Source organism: Flavobacterium koreense (assembly GCF_054776075.1).
Genome location: NZ_BAAHCF010000002.1, coordinates 54581 through 73237 on the forward strand (window position 1 = coordinate 54581; position 18657 = coordinate 73237).

Sequence of the window (18657 nt, forward strand, 5' to 3'; positions counted from 1 at the left end):
TCTAAGATTAAAATTTGGAAGACAAAAAGTGAAATTTAAAATTTTTATTTATTTTTTACTGACGATTCTTTTACCTCTACACTCATTTTCGCAAGACACCATTCAAAGAAAAAAAATCGGATTAGTTTTAACCGGCGGTGGAGCAAAAGGATTTGCCCATATCGGAGTTTTAAAAGTGCTAGAAAAAGCTGGAGTCAAAATAGATTATATTGGAGGAACAAGTATGGGTGCTGTAGTTGGAGGATTATATGCTACAGGATATAGTGCCATGCAAATAGATTCAATATTTCACGATACAAATTTTGATCAACTTTTAAAAGATTACATACCAAGGTCTTCAAAAAGTTTTTATGAAAAGCGTAATGATGAGCTTTACGCAATTTCATTACCATTCAATAAATTCAGTGTTGGAGTTCCAATAGCACTTTCAAAAGGAATGTATAATTACAATTTACTTACAAAACTTACCCATTCTGTAAGGCATATTAGAGATTTTAATAAACTTCCAATTCCTTTTTTATGCATTGCAACCGATATAGAAACTGGTGAACAATTAGTTCTAGATAAAGGATATTTAGCTCAAGCACTTTTAGCCAGTTCTGCTTTTCCAACATTGTTTTCTCCTTTAGAAATAGATGGAAAAATGTTAATAGATGGTGGTGTAACTAATAATTACCCTATAGATGAGGTAAAAAAAATGGGAGCTGATATCATTATTGGTGTTGATGTTCAAGACGGATTAAAAGGAAGAAATTCATTGAAAGAAGCTACAAAGATTTTGGTTCAAATTTCAAATCTTCAGATGATTGAAGGTATGAAAGAGAAGATAAAAAAGACAGATATCTACATAAAACCAGATATTAAAGACTATACAGTTATTACCTTCGACAAAGGCCAAGAAATTATTCAAAAAGGAGAAGATGCGGCATTAAAGGTATTTGATGAATTAAAAAAGTTGAGTTCAGAAACAAGAAATTATAAAACTCAGAAACTAAATGTTACTAGAGATAGTTTAGATGTTAAGAGAATAACAATCAATACTCTTAAAGATTACACCCATGCTTATGTAATCGGTAAGCTTGGTTTTAAAAGAGGAAATGTAATTAGTTATGATCAGTTAAAAACAGGAATTAATACTCTTGATGCAACAGGAAATTTTAGTGCTATTAACTATCAAATCAATGAATTAACAAACGGCGATGACATTAATTTAAATTTAATTGAGAACAAGAATAAAACGTTTTTAAAATTCGGATTACATTATGATGACTTATATAAAAGTGCAGTTTTAGTTAATCTAACACAGAAAAAACTCTTTTTAAGAAACGACGTTTTAGCAATAGATTTAGGACTTGGAGATAATTTCAGATACAACCTTAATTATTACATCGATAACGGGTTTTATTTTAGTTTCGGTTTTAAATCTCAATTTAATCAATTCAATAAAAATGTTTTAACAGACTTTAATGATGGTAATCTTTTTTCTCAATACGGAATTAATTCCTTAAACGTAGATTTTTCTGATATTACAAATCAAGCCTATGTTCAGACAATATTTGCACAAAAGTTTTTAATAGGAGCTGGATTAGAATTAAAACATTTAAAAATTAGATCAAAAACGTTAGAAAGCAATAACACAATTTTTGAAAACAGCAATTATGCAAGTGCATTCGGATATTTAAAATATGATTCTTTTGATAATAAATTTTTTCCTAAAAAAGGATGGTTTTTTAATGGAGATTTACAAACTTATTTGCAATCAAGTGATTATACAAATCAATTCAATAAATTCTCAATTTTAAAAGGAGAAGCGGGAATTACAAGAACTTTTTATAAAATATTTAATTTAAGATTTCAATCAGAGGCTGGTTTCTCTTTCGGAGAAGATAGTGTTCATTTCTTAGATTTTGTTTTAGGTGGTTATGGATTTAATACAATAAATAATTTCAAACATTTTTATGGTTACGATTTTTTAAGTATCGCAGCAGATAGCTATATAAAATCATTAGCCACAATTGATGTAGAGTTCTTAAAGAAAAATCACATTAATTTTTCAGCAAACTATGCCAATGTTGAAAATAAATTATTCAGTTCAGGCAATTGGCTTTCAACACCTAGATACTCTGGATATGCAGTTGGATACGGACTTGAAACCGTTTTAGGACCAATTGAAATTAAATATTCTTGGTCACCAGAATTACCTAAAGGATTTACTTGGATTAATGTAGGATTTTGGTTTTAAATCTATAATTTTTCTATTTTCGTAAAATTATTAAACAAAAAAAGTATATTTGAACACAATAAACTAAAAAACTACATTATGTCTATTTGGAAAAGAAAACCTATGTCTATGTTGCTCGCTGAAGCATCAGACTCTGAAAAAGGATTAAAAAGAACATTAACAGCTTGGTCATTAGTAGCATTAGGAATAGGAGCTATTATTGGAGCAGGACTTTTTGTTAGAACAGCAACAGCTGCGGCTCAAAATGCTGGTCCATCAGTTACAATTGGTTTTATAGTTGCAGCAATCGGTTGTGCGCTAGCTGGTTTATGTTATGCAGAATTATCATCATCTATTCCAATTTCTGGAAGTGCCTACACTTATACTTATGCAACTATGGGAGAATTACTTGCATGGATTATTGGTTGGGATTTAATATTAGAATATGCTGTTGGAGCTGCTACAGTTGGAATTGCTTGGAGCGAATATCTCAATAATCTTCTGGTCAATGTCCTCCATACTAGTCCAATTCCATATGAATTATGCCATTCTCCATTTCAAACTTCAGCTGATGGTGTTTCAGGTATAATAAATTTACCTGCATTGTTTATCGTTGCGGTTATTAGCTTGCTTTTAATAAAAGGAACTCAAGAATCAGCTTTTGTAAATGGAATTATAGTTGTTGTAAAAGTTGCAATTGTTGTAATGATTATCGTTTTTGGATGGAGCTTTATCAATCCTGAGAACCATACTCCATACATTCCTGAAAGTTCAATTTTTACAGATGAACACGGAGTTGGTCATAATTTTGGAGGCATTATGGGAATACTTGGTGCAGCTGGTACAGTATTTTTTGCATTCATTGGTTTTGATGCAGTAAGTACAGCTGCTCAAGAAACAAAAAATCCAAAACGCGATATGCCTATTGGAATTTTAGGTTCATTAGCTATTTGTACAATTTTATATATTCTTTTTGCTCACGTATTAACTGGTTTAGAGTCTGTTGATTTCTTCAGAAATGGAGGAAAAGAAGCATCTGTTGCAAATGCAATAACATCAGCGATGCCTGGTTTTGGATGGTTAGCACAATTTGTAACAGTAGCTATTTTATTTGGATTTACCTCTGTAATTTTAGTAATGTTACTTGGGCAATCGAGAGTATTCTACGCTATGGGTCGTGATGGTTTATTACCAAAAGCTTTTGGAGATTTACATTCAAAATATAAAACGCCTTACAAAGCAAACCTAGCTATTTTAGTAATCGTTGGATTGTTTGCAGCATTTGTACCTGGAGACATTGTTGGTGATATGACTAGTATAGGAACATTATTTGCTTTTATTTTAGTATGTATTTCTGTAATTGTTTTGAGAAAAACAGAACCTGATATGAAACGTGAATTTAAAACACCTTTAGTTCCTTTAGTTCCAATATTAGGAGTTTTTGTTTGTCTAGCAATGATCTATGGTTTAGGGTGGACTAACTGGTTAAGACTTGCGGTTTGGTTAGCACTAGGATTGATAATATATTTTGGATATAGCAAAAAGCATAGTAATTTGAACAATCCTAAATAATTTTATTTTCTGATTATTCTGAAAAAAGCATTAAAAATGATTAATCATTTTTAATGCTTTTTTCATTTTATAAATATTTTTTAATTAACACCTACTAAAAAATATTTTTCCGATATTTGTTAAATGAAAAAATGGGACAACTTATTAATCCATTTAAAATTCCTCATCAAGAGAAATCCTGAATGAGTGAAATTCTTTTTGAGTGTTAACGAAAGTAATAAACTTTCCTACTTTAAACTTTAAAACAAAAAGAAAATGCCATTTTATCACAAACTTGGAAATATCCCACCTAAACGTCATACACAATTTCGTAAACCAAATGGCGATTTGTATTATGAACAGCTTTTTGGAACCGTTGGTTTTGACGGAATGTCAACTAATTCTTATCACGAGCAACGTCCAACACAAGTAAAAGAAATTCGTTCTCAATATAGTGTTGCGCCAACTATTGCTAAGTCAAACAATATCCAATCTTATAAATTAAGAGGTTTTGAGGTTGCGCCACAAGACGACTTTTTAGAAAGCCGCAAAATAGTATTGACCAATTCTGATTGTCATATTGTTTTGGCAGCTCCAAGAAAATCAACAACCGATTATTTTTATAAAAATACCGATTCTGATGAAATGATTTTCATCCATCAAGGATCAGGAAAACTAAGAACCATTTATGGTAATTTAGATTTTAAATATGGTGATTACCTTATTATTCCAAGAGGGATAATCTACAAAATCGATTTTGATACTGAAGATAATAGATTGTTTATTGTTGAATCGCATTCTCCAATTTACACTCCAAAACAATACAGAAATTGGTTCGGACAGTTACTTGAACATTCTCCCTATTGCGAAAGGGATATTCGTCGTCCTTATGAATTAGAAACTAATAATGAAGTTGGAGATTTCATAATCAAAGTAAAAAAGAAAGACGAAATTTTTGAAATGGTGTATGCCACACATCCTTTTGATGTAGTTGGTTATGATGGTTTTAATTATCCTTATGCACTTTCTATTCATGATTTTGAACCAATAACCGGACGAATTCATCTTCCGCCACCAGTTCATCAAACATTTGAAACATCTGCTTTTGTTGTTTGTTCTTTTGTTCCGAGACTATACGATTATCATCCTTTGTCAATTCCAGCTCCATATAATCATAGTAATATTGATGCCGATGAGGTTTTGTATTATGTAGATGGCGATTTTATGAGCAGAAATGATGTAAAACCAGGAAATATTTCGCTACATCCAGCAGGAATTCCGCACGGACCACACCCAGGAGCAGCAGAAAGAAGTATTGGAAAAAAAGAAACACTAGAGTTAGCCGTTATGGTCGATACTTTCAAACCCTTGATGGTTACAGAAGAAGCAATGAAAATTGCTGATGAAACCTACTTTCTATCTTGGTTAGATAAATAAATATAAATTTTAGAAAGTATCTTTTGAATAAAGTTGAATCTTAAATTCACATTACTTTCATCTTAATACAAAACAAAAATGAGTAAAGAAGTAAAATCCGTAGAATACGGACTAGAAAAAATATTCAGTGGAGCACAAGATTTTCTTCCACTATTAGGAACTGATTATGTTGAATTTTACGTTGGTAACGCAAAACAATCAGCACATTATTACAAAACAGCCTTCGGATTTCAATCGCACGCATACCGTGGATTAGAAACAGGTTCTAAAGATTCTGTAAGTTATGTTCTTAAACAAGACAAAATTCGTTTGGTTCTAACAACTCCATTAAACAGTAGCTCACCAATTAATGATCATTTGCGCAAGCATGGTGATGGTGTAAAAGTAATAGCACTTTGGGTAGAAGATGCAAAATCAGCTTGGGAAGAAACCACAAAACGTGGAGCTGTTTCTTTCATGGAACCAACTGTTGAAAAAGACGAGCGCGGAGAAGTCATTCGTTCAGGAATTTACACTTATGGCGAAACGGTTCACATATTTGTAGAACGAAAAAACTATAATGGTGCTTTTTTACCAGGTTTCGTAGAATGGAAATCAGATTACAACCCAGAAGCTTTAGGATTAAAATATATTGACCATATGGTTGGAAATGTGGGATGGAATCAAATGAACCAATGGGTAAAATGGTATGAAGATGTTATGGGATTTGAAAATTTCTTATCTTTTGATGATACTCAAATCCACACCGAATATTCAGCTTTAATGAGTAAAGTAATGAGTAATGGTAATGGAAGAATTAAATTTCCAATAAACGAGCCGGCAAAAGGAAACAAAAAATCACAAATTGAAGAATATCTAGATTTTTATGAAGATTCAGGAGTTCAGCATCTAGCCGTTGCAACAGATAATATCATTAAAACCGTTGCTGGATTAAAAGCGAGAGGAGTAGAATTTCTACCTCCACCTCCACAAGCATATTATGACGATATTCCAAATCGATTGGGTGTTCATAGAGACATGATGAAAGAAGATATCAAAGAATTGCAAAGACTTTCGATTTTAGTTGATGCGGATGAAGATGGTTATCTTTTACAAATATTTACCAAACCAGTTGAAGACAGACCAACCTTATTTTTTGAAATCATTCAAAGAATGGGTGCAACCGGATTTGGAGCAGGTAACTTCAAAGCTCTTTTTGAGTCAATAGAAAGAGAACAAGCTTTGAGAGGAACTCTATAAAAGTTAAAAATTATTAAACAATCATTAAATTACAACGTTATAGTAGTGTTGTTTTTGTCAAATAAATGTTAAAGTTTGTTTTTCATTGAGAATAATTCAAAAACAGTCCTATCTTTGTACTCACAAAACGAAAAGGAGTGGTTTCCTTACTAGTTTTATATAAGTTTTTCATAATTTATAGTTTTTTGGTTGGTTAATAGCATAAAAACTCCGTCAATATTTGACGGAGTTTTTTTGTTTTAATACATTTGGAACAGAAATTGTATTACAGTTATAAAATCAATTAAAAAGTATTTTAAAATGAAAAAGATAATTATACTAGCACTTCTTTTTTTAACTGTGAGTTTTGATTCTCAAAGGCCATCAGCATTTGATGTAGGAGAATGGTTTAAGTTTAGAATTCATTATGGATTAGTGACTGCAGGTTACGCTACACTTGAAGTAAAAGAAGCTACAAAAAATAACAAGAAAGTTTTTCATGCAATTGGTCGCGGATATACAACAGGTATGTCAAAATGGTTTTTTAAGGTTGACGACAACTACGAGTCTTATTTTGATAAAGTTACAGGAAAGCCCTACCATTATGTAAGAAAAATTGATGAGGGAGGTTATACAAAAAACCAAGAAGGCTTTTTTAATCAAGATAAAAATACTATCTTAGTAAAAGATTATAAAAACGATACTAACAAAACATTTACTACTCCAGAAAATGTTCAAGATATAGTATCTACCTTTTATTATCTTAGAAATCATCCAAATGTTGATAAATTAAAAGTGGGTGAATCTATAGCAATCGACATGTTTTTTGACGATGAAACAACAAAATTTAAGTTAAAATTCATAGGCAGAGAGGATTTAGATACTAAATTTGGAGTGGTTCCTTGTATGATATTTAGACCATTGGTTCAATCAGGAAGAGTTTTTAAAGAACAAGAAAGCTTAACTGTTTGGATATCAGATGATGACAATAAACTTCCTTTAAGAATTAAAGCCAGTCTAGCTGTTGGTTCTCTTAAAGCGGATTTAGAATCTTTTAAAGGATTAGCAAATCCATTTACAATAAAAGTAAAAAAATGAACACAGAAACAACTCATTTAATTGAGGAATTAGAAAAGAAATTTGATGCAATAAATCAAAAAACAGATACCCATCTAGAAGGTTTACTTTGGTCAAAACCAATTACTTATTGGGATTATATTCAAACAGATGCTTTATTAAATTTACAAACTCAAAGAACCATTTTGCCAGACGAAATGGTTTTTATTATGTATCATCAAGTCAATGAGTTATTGTTTAAAATGATTCTTTGGGAAATAAAACAAGTTTGTCATTGCGAAAAACTTGAAACTAAATTTTTCACTGATAGATTAACTAGAATTTCTCGTTATTTTGATATGCTAACTACTTCATTTGATATAATGGGTGATGGTATGGAAGTAGAACAATATATGAAATTTAGAAATACTTTAACCCCAGCAAGTGGTTTTCAATCAGCTCAATATAGGTTGATAGAATTTTCTTCAACCGATTTAATTAATTTAATAGATTATCGTTTTAGAGCAACAATTGATAGAAACACACCATATTCTCATGCATTTGAACACTTATATTGGCAAGCTGCTGGAAAAGATTATCAAACAGGTGAAAAGTCATATTTAATTCTAGAATTTGAACGAAAATATAAAGACGAGTTTCTGCGTTATATGGAAGAATATAACACGATAAATATTTGGCAAAAATTCAAAGAGTTACCAGAAAATGATCAAAGAAACCCAGATTTGGTTGCAGCTATGCGTCATTATGACAAAACAGTAAACATTACTTGGGTAATGGGACATTTGAATGCGGCCAAAAAATATATTGAAAGCGGGCATGGTTCAGGAGAAGCAACTGGAGGTAGTGATTGGAAAAAATACATGCACCCAAAATACCAAAGAAGAATTTTCTTTCCAGAATTATGGAGTGAAAGTGAATTGAAAAATTGGGGAGAAGATTGTTAAAATAAAAGACTCATATTGAGAAAAATAGCGTTATTTTTAATTGTTTTATTTTCATTATATTCTTGTAAAAATACACAAGAAGAATTTGTTATTGAAGATAGTGAACCCTATAAACCAATAGTTGATTACGGATTTCATTTTGATCAATTTAATGTTCATTTCGACACCATTGATAGACAAGATACTTTTGAGAAAATTTTAAAAAAGCAAAATCTTAATGGAAAAAAAGCCTCTGAAATTTTAAAAATTATTAAAAATTCTTTTCCAACAAGCGTTGTATTTAAAAGACCTTATGTTTGTTTACGTTCAAAAGATAAATATAACAAACTTCAATATTTAATTTATCAACCCAATAGAATAGATTATTATTTAGTTGATTTGACAGATTCTGTTGTTGGATTTAAAAAATCTAGACCTTTAACTTTTAAAGTAAGAACTGTCGCAGGAGAATTGACAGGACCACTCACAAAAACTTTAAGAGATTTAAAAATTGACCCAACATTATCTGGAAAACTTACCAAAGTTTTTGCGTGGTCTATTGACTTTTTCAAATCTAAAAAAGGAGATAAATTTGCTCTAAGTTTTACAGAAAGATATATAAATGACACTATTTATGATGGTGTAGATAGTTTAAGAGCAGCATTTTTTGAATATAAAGGAGAGAAAATTTATGCCTTTCCATTTATTCAAGAAAGAGGCGGAAAAGTTGATTATTATAATGATCAAGGAAAAGCCTTAAAGAACTTTTTCTTAAAAGCACCATTAAAATTCGTTCACATTACTTCAAAGTTTTCTAAAAACAGATTTCATCCGGTTCAGTTGAAATGGAAACCTCATAAAGGAACCGATTATGCTGCACCAACAGGAACGCCAATTATGACAACAGCTGCTGGAGTTGTAGAACAAGCAGGGTACACTGCTGGTAATGGTAATTTTGTAAAAGTAAAACACGACAAAATTTATGCTACTCAATATTTACATATGTCGAGAATTCTTGTAAGAAGAGGACAACGAGTAAAACAAGGAGAAGTAATTGGTAAAGTTGGTAGCACAGGCTTGGCATCTGGCCCTCACGTATGTTATCGTTTCTGGAAAAATGGTGTTCAGGTTGATGCTTTAAAATTAAAACTTCCAAATTCACAACCAATGGAAAGTAGAAACCTTCCAAGATTCAAAGAACAAATTAGACCTTTAAAAAGAGCATTGGATAGTGTTGCAGAAATAAAGTTTAATAAATAAATTTTTTAACAAACTCTTTTTATCAACTACAACGTTTGCATAGCTCTTTATGTGAACAAATTTATTTTCTTATAACTTTATCTATAATGTTTTATTTAATTTTGTATCTCAAAATTAATTATTATGTCTTTACTAAACATTAATCCTACTCATACAAACTCTTGGAAACTACTTGAAAAACATTTTTCTAAAATGGAAAACAATTCCATAAAAGAGATGTTTCAAAATGATGAGAAAAGAGCTGAAAAATTTCACATTCAATGGAATGATTTTCTTGTTGATTATTCAAAAAACAACATCAATCAAGAAACAATAGATTTGTTGCTAAACTTAGCCAATGAAGTTAATCTAAAAGATGCTATTTCAAAATATTTTACAGGTGATTTAATCAATCAAACAGAAAATAGAGCTGTTTTGCATACAGCATTGCGAGCTACTGAAAACGCAGTAATTCTTGTTGACGGAAAAAACGTTATGCCTGAAGTTTTTGACGTTAAAAAGAAAATCAAAAATTTTACTAATGAAATTGTTTCTGGAGAGAGAAAAGGTTATACAGGAAAACCATTTACAGATATTGTAAATATAGGAATTGGTGGTTCAGATTTAGGACCAGCAATGGTTGTAGAAGCTTTGCAATATTATAAAAATCATTTAAATGTGCATTTTGTTTCTAATGTAGATGGTGATCACGTAAATGAGATAATTAAAAAATTAAATCCCGAAACTACACTTTTTGTAATTGTTTCTAAAACTTTTACAACTCAAGAAACATTAACAAACTCTGAAACGATTAGAGCTTGGTTTTTAAAATCGGCTAAGCAAGAAGATGTTGCTAAACACTTCGTAGCAGTTTCAACAAATATCCAAAAAGTAACTGAATTTGGAATAGATTCGAACAATATTTTCCCAATGTGGGATTGGGTTGGCGGACGTTTTTCACTTTGGAGTGCAGTAGGATTGTCTATTTCTCTAGCAGTTGGATTTGATAATTTTGATAGTTTATTAAAAGGAGCCAATAAAATGGATAACCATTTCAGAAACGAATCTTTTGATAAAAATATCCCAGTAGTTTTGGCTCTACTTAGCATTTGGTACAATAACTTTTTTGGCGCAGAAAGCGAAGCATTAATTCCATACACACAATATTTACAAAAACTAGCACCATACTTACAACAAGGAATTATGGAAAGTAACGGTAAAAGTATTGGGAGAGATGGTAAACCAGTAAATTATCAAACAGGAACTATAATTTGGGGTGAACCAGGTACTAACTCACAACATGCCTTTTTTCAATTAATTCATCAAGGAACAAAATTAATTCCGACTGATTTTATTGGTTATATTAAACCTTTATATGGTGATAATGATCATCATGACAAGTTGATGTCTAATTTCTTTGCTCAAACCGAAGCTTTGTTAAACGGAAAAACTTCAGAACAAGTAAAAGCTGAATTTGATAAACAAGGAGTTTCATCTGAAAAAGCTGAATTCCTTTTGCCATTCAAAGTTTTTTCGGGTAATAAACCTACCAATACTATTTTAATTCAAAAATTAACACCAGAATCATTAGGTTCATTAATAGCATTATACGAACACAAAATATTTGTTCAAGGAGTTATTTGGAATATTTTTAGTTATGATCAATGGGGAGTTGAACTTGGAAAGCAGTTGGCTAATTCAATTTTAGAGGAAATAAATTCTAAAAAAGTTAACAATCACGATAATTCAACTTCTTTTTTACTCAAATATTTCCTTGATGATAAGTAAAATAAAACAACAAGAATCTCAATTTAAACCTTAATATGTAAAAATATTAAGGTTTTTTTATTGATTGTCTTAAAAATTTAGTTTTTTCATAAAAAAAATTTCATAAAATAAAATTGACTAAGAAAAACGCAACAAAAAACACTTTGTTAACATTAGCTTAACATATGTAAAGTAATAAAGTTACAATTTTGCACCAATAATTTAAAAACCAAAACAACATGAAAAAAGTTACAACTAATTTATTTTCAGTAATGTTTCTTTTGATGGCAACAGTAATGTTTTCTCAAGGAAAAATTAAAGGAACAATATTAGACAGTGAATTAAATTCAGGATTACCTGGTGTAAATGTGGTAGTTAAAGGTTCTTCAACAGGAGCTTCAACAGATATCGATGGTAAATTTACATTAAATACTACTGCTTCATCTGGGCAAGTAGTTATTTCTTACATCGGTTACAAAACACAAACAGTTAATTTCACAGTTAAAAATGGCGAAACAGTTGATTTAGGATCAATAAAATTAGCTTCTGATGCAAGTCAATTGGAAGAAGTAGTTATTAAAGGATCTTCACTTTTTGATATTGCAAAAGACAGAAAAACTCCAGTTGCAGTTTCTACAATAAAAGCCGCAGAAATACAGCAAAAATTAGGTAATAAAGAGTTTGTTGAGATATTAAATACAACACCATCTGTGTATGCTTCTAAAGGTAGTGGTGGTTTTGGAGATTCAAGAATTACAGTAAGAGGTTTCGGACAAGAAAATATTGCCGTAATGATTAATGGTATGCCTGTTAATGATATGGAAAACGGTAGAGTTTTTTGGAGTAACTGGGCAGGATTATCAGATGTTGCAAGCTCAATGCAAGTACAAAGAGGTTTAGGGTCTTCTAGACTTGCAATTTCTTCAGTAGGAGGAACTATTAACATTGTAACTAAATCTTCACAAAGAAAAGAAGGTGGTTTTGTTAATGCAATGACTGGAAATGACGACTATCGTAAATTTGTAGCTACCTATTCAACCGGAAAAATGAAAAATGGACTTTCTGCATCTATCTTAATGAGTTCAACAGGAGGAGACGGATATGTAGATGGGACAAAATTTGAAGGGCAAAATTATTTTTTAGCATTTGGTTATGAAATAAACAAGAAACACAATCTTGAATTTACATTCACAGGTGCTCCTCAATGGCATCACCAAAGAAGTACAGGTATAACAATTCAAAGATACATCAATAGAGGTGAAAATGGTGAGCCTAATAGAAAATGGAATGAAGATTGGGGTTATCTGGATGGTAAGGAATTTAACGTAAGAAGAAACTTCTATCATAAACCAGTAGGTTCATTAAATTGGGAATGGGATATCAATAGTACAACTAAATTAAATGCATTAGTTTATGGTTCATGGGGCCGTGGTGGAGGTTCAGGTGCATTCGGTAATGTTGTAGCAGGTACAACTAATCTAAATTATGCTAATAACCGATTAAGAGATGCTAATGGTTTGGTAAATTATGAATTAATTCGTCAATACAATCAAGGACAAATAATTACAATTCCAAATGCTAATTTTACAGGTACTGTAAATACATCTAAAGCTCCAGAAGCTGGTTTTGGTAACGTAAATACAGCATCAAATGGTATTTCAATGATTTCCGGAATAAACTCTCACAACTGGTTTGGAGGTATTATGAACATTAATAAAAAGTTTGATAAAATAACAATTGATGCAGGTATTGATTACAGAACTTATAAAGGGATCCATGTAAGAAATGTTAATGACTTACTTGGAGCAGATTTCTACAAGGATACAAGAAATGTTAATAACAATCCTTTCTATACTAACGAAACTTTTGTAGCTTCTCCTTCATTAAACCCATTCTTTAATGCTACTAAAAACACCATTGTCGATAGAGATTGGGATGGTTTAGTAAATTGGATTGGAGGATTTGCACAAGCAGAATATGCTACAGAAAAATTAACCGCTTTTGTTCAAGGAGCAATTTCTAATCAAGATTTTCAAAGAGTAGATAGATTTTTATATACAAATGCCGACCCAGTTCAAACATCAGAAAAACAAAACAGATTAGGCGGAAATATCAAGTTAGGAGCTAATTACAATCTTAATGACAAGCATAATGTATTTGCTAACGTTGGTTATTATTCAAGACAACCATTTATTGATGCTATTTTCCCAAATAGTAGAAATTTAGTAAATGATGACGTTGTTAATGAGAAAATATTAGGTATTGAAGCTGGTTACGGATTTAGATCTCCTAAATTTAATGCTAACGTTAATGTTTACAGAACACAATGGGACGACAGATTTACAAGTAGAGGTGATACTGCACCTAGTAATCCTCAAGGTTATTTTGTATTCAATGGAGTTAGCCAATTACATCAAGGTGCAGAATTAGACTTTAATTATAAGCCAATTTCTACATTAAGAATTAATGGTATGTTTTCAATTGGAGATTGGTCTTACAAAGGAGAATCAACAGGTGATACATTCAACAATCAAAATGAAATTATTGCTACTGGAACTAAGGTTTATTTAGATAACGTTAGAGTTGGAAGTGCAGCACAATTAACATCATCACTTGGATTGGATTATGAATTTATACCAAAATTTAAGTTCAATATTACCGGAAACTATTATGATAAATTGTATGCTGATATTAATCCAGCAAGTTTCAGTAATCAAATAAACAAAGGAACTTTACAATTACCATCTTATTATGTTTTTGATGCTGGTTTAAACTATAAATTAGCTGTGGGAAGAGGTAAAAAAGATTCAGTTAGTTTAACATTAAATGTAGACAACTTATTTGATGAATTTTTTATACTTGAATCACAAACTAACATCTTTGCAGACGACGTAGCAAGTGGAGGTCAAACATACAACCAGTTGGGTAGAACATACAATGGAGTAGCTGATGCTAACAGAGTATGGTTTGGTTTTGGTAGAACTTGGAACTTCGGAATTACTTACAACTTCTAGTTAAACAAGTTTAAAATTAATATTAAAAAACGGCATTCTTAATCAAGAGTGCCGTTTTTTTATTCTTTTTTTTCTATATTTGTTAAAACAAAAAATAAATTTTCATGTATAATTTCATTCAAAAATTTCATTCTGGTTGGGCATATTTAGCACTTTTACTATTAGTACTTGCAGTTGTTAATTCAGTTATTGGAATGACTTCCAAAAAAGAATTTACTGCTAAAGACCGAAAAATTGCTCTTTTTGCATTGATAGCAACTCATATACAATTGGTAGTTGGCTTAATTTTGTATTTTATTTCTGAAGTTGGAATGAAAGCCTTTTCTACTGAAGGAGCAATGAAAATTCCGGAATTAAGATTAACGATGTTAGAACATCCATTAACCAATATAATTGCAATTACACTGATTACTATAGGATGGTCTAAACATAAAAAAGGAGCAACAAATGAATCTAAATTCAAATCAATAACTTTATTTTATGGTTTAGGTTTGGTTTTAATTCTAATAAGAATTCCTTGGAAATTATGGTTATAAAATAAAAAGCAAGTCCTGAAAAGGACTTTTTTTAGCAATGTCAAATTACTACTACTTACAAATTGGTAATTTGGTATTATTTTTGGTCTTAAGTTTTACTATTATGAAAAAAAGCACACCAATACTTTTATTTTTTTTATGTTTCCTAATGTTCTTTTCAAGTTTATCTTTTAAAGCTCAAAACGGAAATTTAAGAGATTTAAAAAAACAGAAAACAGATTCCATAAAAAAAGATAATATTGTATCTGAAACTATTGAAATAGATAGCACTTTAGTTTATAAAGGAAAGTTTAAACCTTATAAAAAGAAAGCTCACGCGTCTTACTATGCTGATAAATTTAATGGCAGAAAAACAGCAAGTGGTAAAAAATACGATAGCACAAAATTAACTGCAGCTCACAAAAAACTTCCTTTCGGAACCTTATTAAAAGTAACTAACGAGTTGAATGGAAAATCTGTAATCGTTGAGGTAACCGACAGAGGACCATTTGTGAGAGGAAGAGAAATAGATTTGTCCAAAAGAGCCTTTATGAGTATTGTAAACAACAAAAGATCAGGATCGGTTATTGTTACAATTGAAATACTTCAAAAATAATCTACCAATTTCTAAACGGATTTTGGCTTAAATAAGCATTATAATATCGTTCATCATTGGTAACTTCAGTTCCAAGCCAATTGGGTTTTAAAATTGTTTCGTTTTCGTTTTCTAATTCAATTTCAGCTAAAATTAATCCGTCGTTTTCTCCATGAAATACATCAATTTCTATGATGTGTTTTCCCGATTTTACCTCATATCGAGTTTTTTCAATTACACCTTTTTCGCACAATTTTAAAAGTGATTTTGCTTCTTCAGCAGCTATTTCTTTTTCCCATTCAAAACGAGAAACACCACTTTCACTGCCAATTCCCTTAATGGTAAGGAAGCCCTTTTTTCCTTTTATTCTAATTCTTACAGTACGTTCTGGGTTAGAACTTAAATACCCTTGAGCGATTTCGTTTTTTGAAGAATATTCGTTTAAAAAATCTAAAGAAGTAACTAAATATTTACGTTCTATTTCAATCATGTGAAGTATAATTTTCTATAAAAATACAAAACTATAAGGTTTCGATTTCTAAAATCTGAAATAAAAACATCTAAATTTGTAATATGTCAGAGGAAATTAAATATCGAAAAATAATTCACGTCGATATGGATGCTTTTTACGCTTCTGTTGAACAAATGGATAATCCTGAATTAAAAGGAAAACCATTAGCTGTTGGCGGAAGTGAAGTTAGAGGTGTCGTTTCTGCAGCAAGTTATGAAGCTAGAAAATTTGGTGTAAGAAGTGCTATGAGCGGCATTCAAGCCAAGAGAAATTGTCCTGAATTAATTTTTGTCCGACCAAGATTTGACCGCTACAAAGAGATTTCCAATAAAATAAGAAAGATTTTTCACGATTATACCGATTTGGTAGAACCACTTTCGTTAGATGAAGCTTATTTAGACGTTACTCAAAATAAAAAAGGAAATCCAAGTGCTACTTTAATTGCTCAAGAAATTAGAAAACGAATTTTTGAAGAAGTTGGATTAACAGCTTCAGCAGGAATTTCTGTAAATAAATTTGTTGCCAAAATTGCAAGTGATTACAACAAACCCAACGGACAAAAAACCGTAAATCCTGATGAAGTTGAAGATTTTTTAGAAAAATTAGACATCAAAAAATTCTACGGAATTGGAAAAGTAACTACTGAAAAAATGTACCATCACGGAATTTTCACCGGAAAAGATTTGAAATCCAAAACCAAAGAATATTTGGAACAACACTTCGGAAAAAGTGGTGGATTTTATTATAATATCGTTCGAGGAATTCATAATAGCGAAGTCAAACCGAATAGAGTTTCAAAGTCAGTTGCTGCTGAACACACTTTTAATGAAAATCTAACTTCAGAAATCTTCATGCAAGAACGTTTAGAACGCATTGCGGCCGAATTAGAGAAGCGATTAAAGAAACATAACATTTCTGGCAAAACAGTCACATTAAAGATTAAATACAGCGATTTTACCACGCAAACAAGAAGTAAAACCTTGCCTTATTTTATTTCAGATAAAGGTTTGCTATTTGAAACGGCCAAAGAATTGCTTTACCAAGAACGAATGAAAGATTCGGTTCGATTACTCGGAATTTCGCTTAATAATTTGAACACAGAAATAAAGAAAACAGTTGTAGTTCAGTTGCGATTTGAGTTTTAAAATCGTTCAACAAAAGTTAATCTTTGAAAGAAAGTGTTTGTTTTTGAAAAATCATTTTAGATTTGCCTCAAATTGATTAAAAAATGAAACTTTCAAATTACGAAAATGCCATAGCAAAGCACTATAATAGTCTGACTTTAAATAGCTTTCCACTAACTTGTTGGGATTTCTATTCTAAAAGTTTTGACAAATTTAGACTGACGCTTTCAGATGCCAATTTATTAAATAGAATTGTAAAAGATAACAAATGGAACACCACTTGGGATTACAAAGAAGAACTTACTAGTGATACTGTCATTGTTGTTACTGATGCACAATTGTCAATAGTTTTTGCTTCCAAAAATATGGTGGAGATGAATGGTTATACTCCAAATGAAGTTATTGGAAATTCACCAAAAATGTTTCAAGGTAAACTTACCAACGAGAAAATATCTAAAGAAATTAGCGAAGCAGTAAAAGCAAAGCAACCATTTGATAAAGTTATTATTAATTATTGCAAAGACGGCTCGTTATATAAATGTCAGATTAAAGGTTATCCTGTATTTGACACAAATGGTAAACTCATCAATTTTATAGCTTTTGAAAAAATAGCAGCTTAGATTTAAAAAAAAATTAAACTTAAAAAAAAGCGTTCAAGATTTTTTGAACGCTTTTTTTTTTATAGATAAAATATAGATTAATCTCTACTAGATAATTTTGATAATAATCTCAAGAATTCAATGTATAACCAAACTAAAGTTATCATTAATCCCATAGCGCCATACCATTCCATGTATTTTGGCATTTTTTCTTGTGCACCTTTTTCTATTTGATCAAAATCTAAAAATAGGTTTAAAGCGGCAATTACAATTACAAAAACACTGATTCCAATACTCATCATAGAATTTCCATAATGAACTGGTTGAAAGCTTGTAAACATTGATAATAACCAAGATACTAAATAGTAAACACCAATAGCTAACGTAGCAGCAATTACTATCGATTTGAATTTTTCATTAACTTTTACAATGTTGTATTTGTATAATGCAAAACAAACTAAAAACGTAACAAATGTTCCACCAACGGCTTGAATTACTAATCCTGGGTAACTTGCTTCAAAAAAAGCAGAAATTCCACCAATAAATAATCCTTCAAATAAAGCATAAGCTGGTGCTAAATAAGTAGAAAGATGCGGTTTAAAAGTTGAAATTAATACTAAAATCAAACCAACAATAGCACCACCAATAGTTAAAACAATAGGATTATAACCATTGAAAGCTAAATTCCATGTGATAAAAGCTGTGGCAACTAATAACATTAATAAAATAAAACTTTTATTAATTGTTCCTGAAACCGTCATTGTTTCGTTGTAATCTATAACGCTTACGTTATCATTCGCCGCAGAAGTATTAGAGAATGTTTTTGTCTTAAAAAACGGGTTTTTTGATTCCATAATTAATTTAAT

Annotated in this window: 15 protein-coding genes; 13 read left to right on the top strand and 2 right to left on the bottom strand. The window is 30.6% G+C overall.

Features of this window, described 5'->3' with window-relative positions; translation table 11 throughout:
• The first annotated feature begins 28 nt into the window (after positions 1–28).
• From ACYU7A_RS00565 to ACYU7A_RS00615, 11 genes are all read left to right on the top strand, one after another.
• On the top strand, positions 29–2242 hold the full coding sequence (locus ACYU7A_RS00565; RefSeq protein ID WP_460573416.1) for a patatin-like phospholipase family protein: 2214 nt from the start codon (positions 29–31) through the stop codon (positions 2240–2242).
• Between the two features lie 78 nt (positions 2243–2320).
• Positions 2321–3793 (top strand): amino acid permease, encoded by a 1473-nt coding sequence (locus ACYU7A_RS00570; protein ID WP_460573418.1) that lies wholly within the window; start codon positions 2321–2323, stop codon positions 3791–3793.
• Between the two features lie 255 nt (positions 3794–4048).
• On the top strand, positions 4049–5209 hold the full coding sequence (locus tag ACYU7A_RS00575) for a homogentisate 1,2-dioxygenase (protein ID WP_460573420.1): 1161 nt from the start codon (positions 4049–4051) through the stop codon (positions 5207–5209).
• A gap of 78 nt (positions 5210–5287) precedes the next feature.
• Positions 5288–6448 carry a 4-hydroxyphenylpyruvate dioxygenase gene (gene hppD / locus ACYU7A_RS00580; protein WP_460573422.1) on the top strand — a complete coding sequence of 387 codons (1161 nt, stop codon included), beginning with the start codon at positions 5288–5290 and terminating at the stop codon, positions 6446–6448.
• Between the two features lie 300 nt (positions 6449–6748).
• Complete coding sequence (locus tag ACYU7A_RS00585) at positions 6749–7525, top strand: DUF3108 domain-containing protein (protein ID WP_396144841.1); 777 nt, start codon at positions 6749–6751, stop codon at positions 7523–7525.
• Positions 7522–8448: a tryptophan 2,3-dioxygenase family protein gene (locus ACYU7A_RS00590; RefSeq protein ID WP_460573424.1), complete on the top strand. Its 927-nt coding sequence runs from the start codon at positions 7522–7524 to the stop codon at positions 8446–8448. Before ACYU7A_RS00585 ends, ACYU7A_RS00590 begins: the two co-directional genes overlap by 4 nt.
• A 15-nt stretch (positions 8449–8463) precedes the next feature.
• Positions 8464–9687: a peptidoglycan DD-metalloendopeptidase family protein gene (locus ACYU7A_RS00595; RefSeq protein WP_460573426.1), complete on the top strand. Its 1224-nt coding sequence runs from the start codon at positions 8464–8466 to the stop codon at positions 9685–9687.
• 123 nt (positions 9688–9810) lie between these two features.
• Positions 9811–11454 carry a glucose-6-phosphate isomerase gene (gene pgi, locus ACYU7A_RS00600; protein ID WP_460573428.1) on the top strand — a complete coding sequence of 548 codons (1644 nt, stop codon included), beginning with the start codon at positions 9811–9813 and terminating at the stop codon, positions 11452–11454.
• A 218-nt stretch (positions 11455–11672) separates the two neighbouring features.
• On the top strand, positions 11673–14447 hold the full coding sequence (locus tag ACYU7A_RS00605; protein WP_460573430.1) for a TonB-dependent receptor: 2775 nt from the start codon (positions 11673–11675) through the stop codon (positions 14445–14447).
• A 104-nt stretch (positions 14448–14551) separates the two neighbouring features.
• The gene (locus ACYU7A_RS00610; RefSeq protein ID WP_345095396.1) at positions 14552–14983 is read left to right on the top strand and encodes a hypothetical protein; all 432 of its coding nucleotides are present in this window, start codon (positions 14552–14554) and stop codon (positions 14981–14983) included.
• 103 nt (positions 14984–15086) lie between these two features.
• Positions 15087–15578 (top strand): septal ring lytic transglycosylase RlpA family protein, encoded by a 492-nt coding sequence (locus ACYU7A_RS00615; RefSeq protein WP_460573432.1) that lies wholly within the window; start codon positions 15087–15089, stop codon positions 15576–15578.
• A gap of 1 nt (position 15579) precedes the next feature.
• Here ACYU7A_RS00615 and ACYU7A_RS00620 read toward each other — a convergent pair whose 3' ends face one another.
• Positions 15580–16047 carry a CYTH domain-containing protein gene (locus ACYU7A_RS00620; protein WP_460573434.1) on the bottom strand — a complete coding sequence of 156 codons (468 nt, stop codon included), beginning with the start codon at positions 16045–16047 and terminating at the stop codon, positions 15580–15582.
• A gap of 83 nt (positions 16048–16130) precedes the next feature.
• Here ACYU7A_RS00620 and dinB point away from each other — a divergent pair, with 83 nt between their 5' ends.
• Both dinB and ACYU7A_RS00630 read left to right on the top strand, forming a co-directional pair.
• Positions 16131–17213: a DNA polymerase IV gene (gene dinB, locus ACYU7A_RS00625; RefSeq protein ID WP_460573436.1), complete on the top strand. Its 1083-nt coding sequence runs from the start codon at positions 16131–16133 to the stop codon at positions 17211–17213.
• Between the two features lie 83 nt (positions 17214–17296).
• The gene (locus tag ACYU7A_RS00630; protein ID WP_460573438.1) at positions 17297–17812 is read left to right on the top strand and encodes a PAS domain-containing protein; all 516 of its coding nucleotides are present in this window, start codon (positions 17297–17299) and stop codon (positions 17810–17812) included.
• Positions 17813–17889: 77 nt separating this feature from the next.
• Here ACYU7A_RS00630 and ACYU7A_RS00635 read toward each other — a convergent pair whose 3' ends face one another.
• Complete coding sequence (locus tag ACYU7A_RS00635; RefSeq protein WP_460573440.1) at positions 17890–18645, bottom strand: Bax inhibitor-1/YccA family protein; 756 nt, start codon at positions 18643–18645, stop codon at positions 17890–17892.
• Positions 18646–18657: the final 12 nt, after the last annotated feature.

Coding starts and splice junctions, on each gene's coding strand:
- ACYU7A_RS00570 (WP_460573418.1), top strand. CDS start 2,321: ATGTCTATTTGGAAAAGAAAACCTATGTCTATGTTGCTCGCTGAAGCA.
- ACYU7A_RS00575 (WP_460573420.1), top strand. CDS start 4,049: ATGCCATTTTATCACAAACTTGGAAATATCCCACCTAAACGTCATACA.
- hppD (WP_460573422.1), top strand. CDS start 5,288: ATGAGTAAAGAAGTAAAATCCGTAGAATACGGACTAGAAAAAATATTC.
- ACYU7A_RS00585 (WP_396144841.1), top strand. CDS start 6,749: ATGAAAAAGATAATTATACTAGCACTTCTTTTTTTAACTGTGAGTTTT.
- ACYU7A_RS00590 (WP_460573424.1), top strand. CDS start 7,522: ATGAACACAGAAACAACTCATTTAATTGAGGAATTAGAAAAGAAATTT.
- pgi (WP_460573428.1), top strand. CDS start 9,811: ATGTCTTTACTAAACATTAATCCTACTCATACAAACTCTTGGAAACTA.
- ACYU7A_RS00605 (WP_460573430.1), top strand. CDS start 11,673: ATGAAAAAAGTTACAACTAATTTATTTTCAGTAATGTTTCTTTTGATG.
- ACYU7A_RS00610 (WP_345095396.1), top strand. CDS start 14,552: ATGTATAATTTCATTCAAAAATTTCATTCTGGTTGGGCATATTTAGCA.
- ACYU7A_RS00615 (WP_460573432.1), top strand. CDS start 15,087: ATGAAAAAAAGCACACCAATACTTTTATTTTTTTTATGTTTCCTAATG.
- ACYU7A_RS00620 (WP_460573434.1), bottom strand. CDS start 16,047: ATGATTGAAATAGAACGTAAATATTTAGTTACTTCTTTAGATTTTTTA.
- dinB (WP_460573436.1), top strand. CDS start 16,131: ATGTCAGAGGAAATTAAATATCGAAAAATAATTCACGTCGATATGGAT.
- ACYU7A_RS00630 (WP_460573438.1), top strand. CDS start 17,297: ATGAAACTTTCAAATTACGAAAATGCCATAGCAAAGCACTATAATAGT.
- ACYU7A_RS00635 (WP_460573440.1), bottom strand. CDS start 18,645: ATGGAATCAAAAAACCCGTTTTTTAAGACAAAAACATTCTCTAATACT.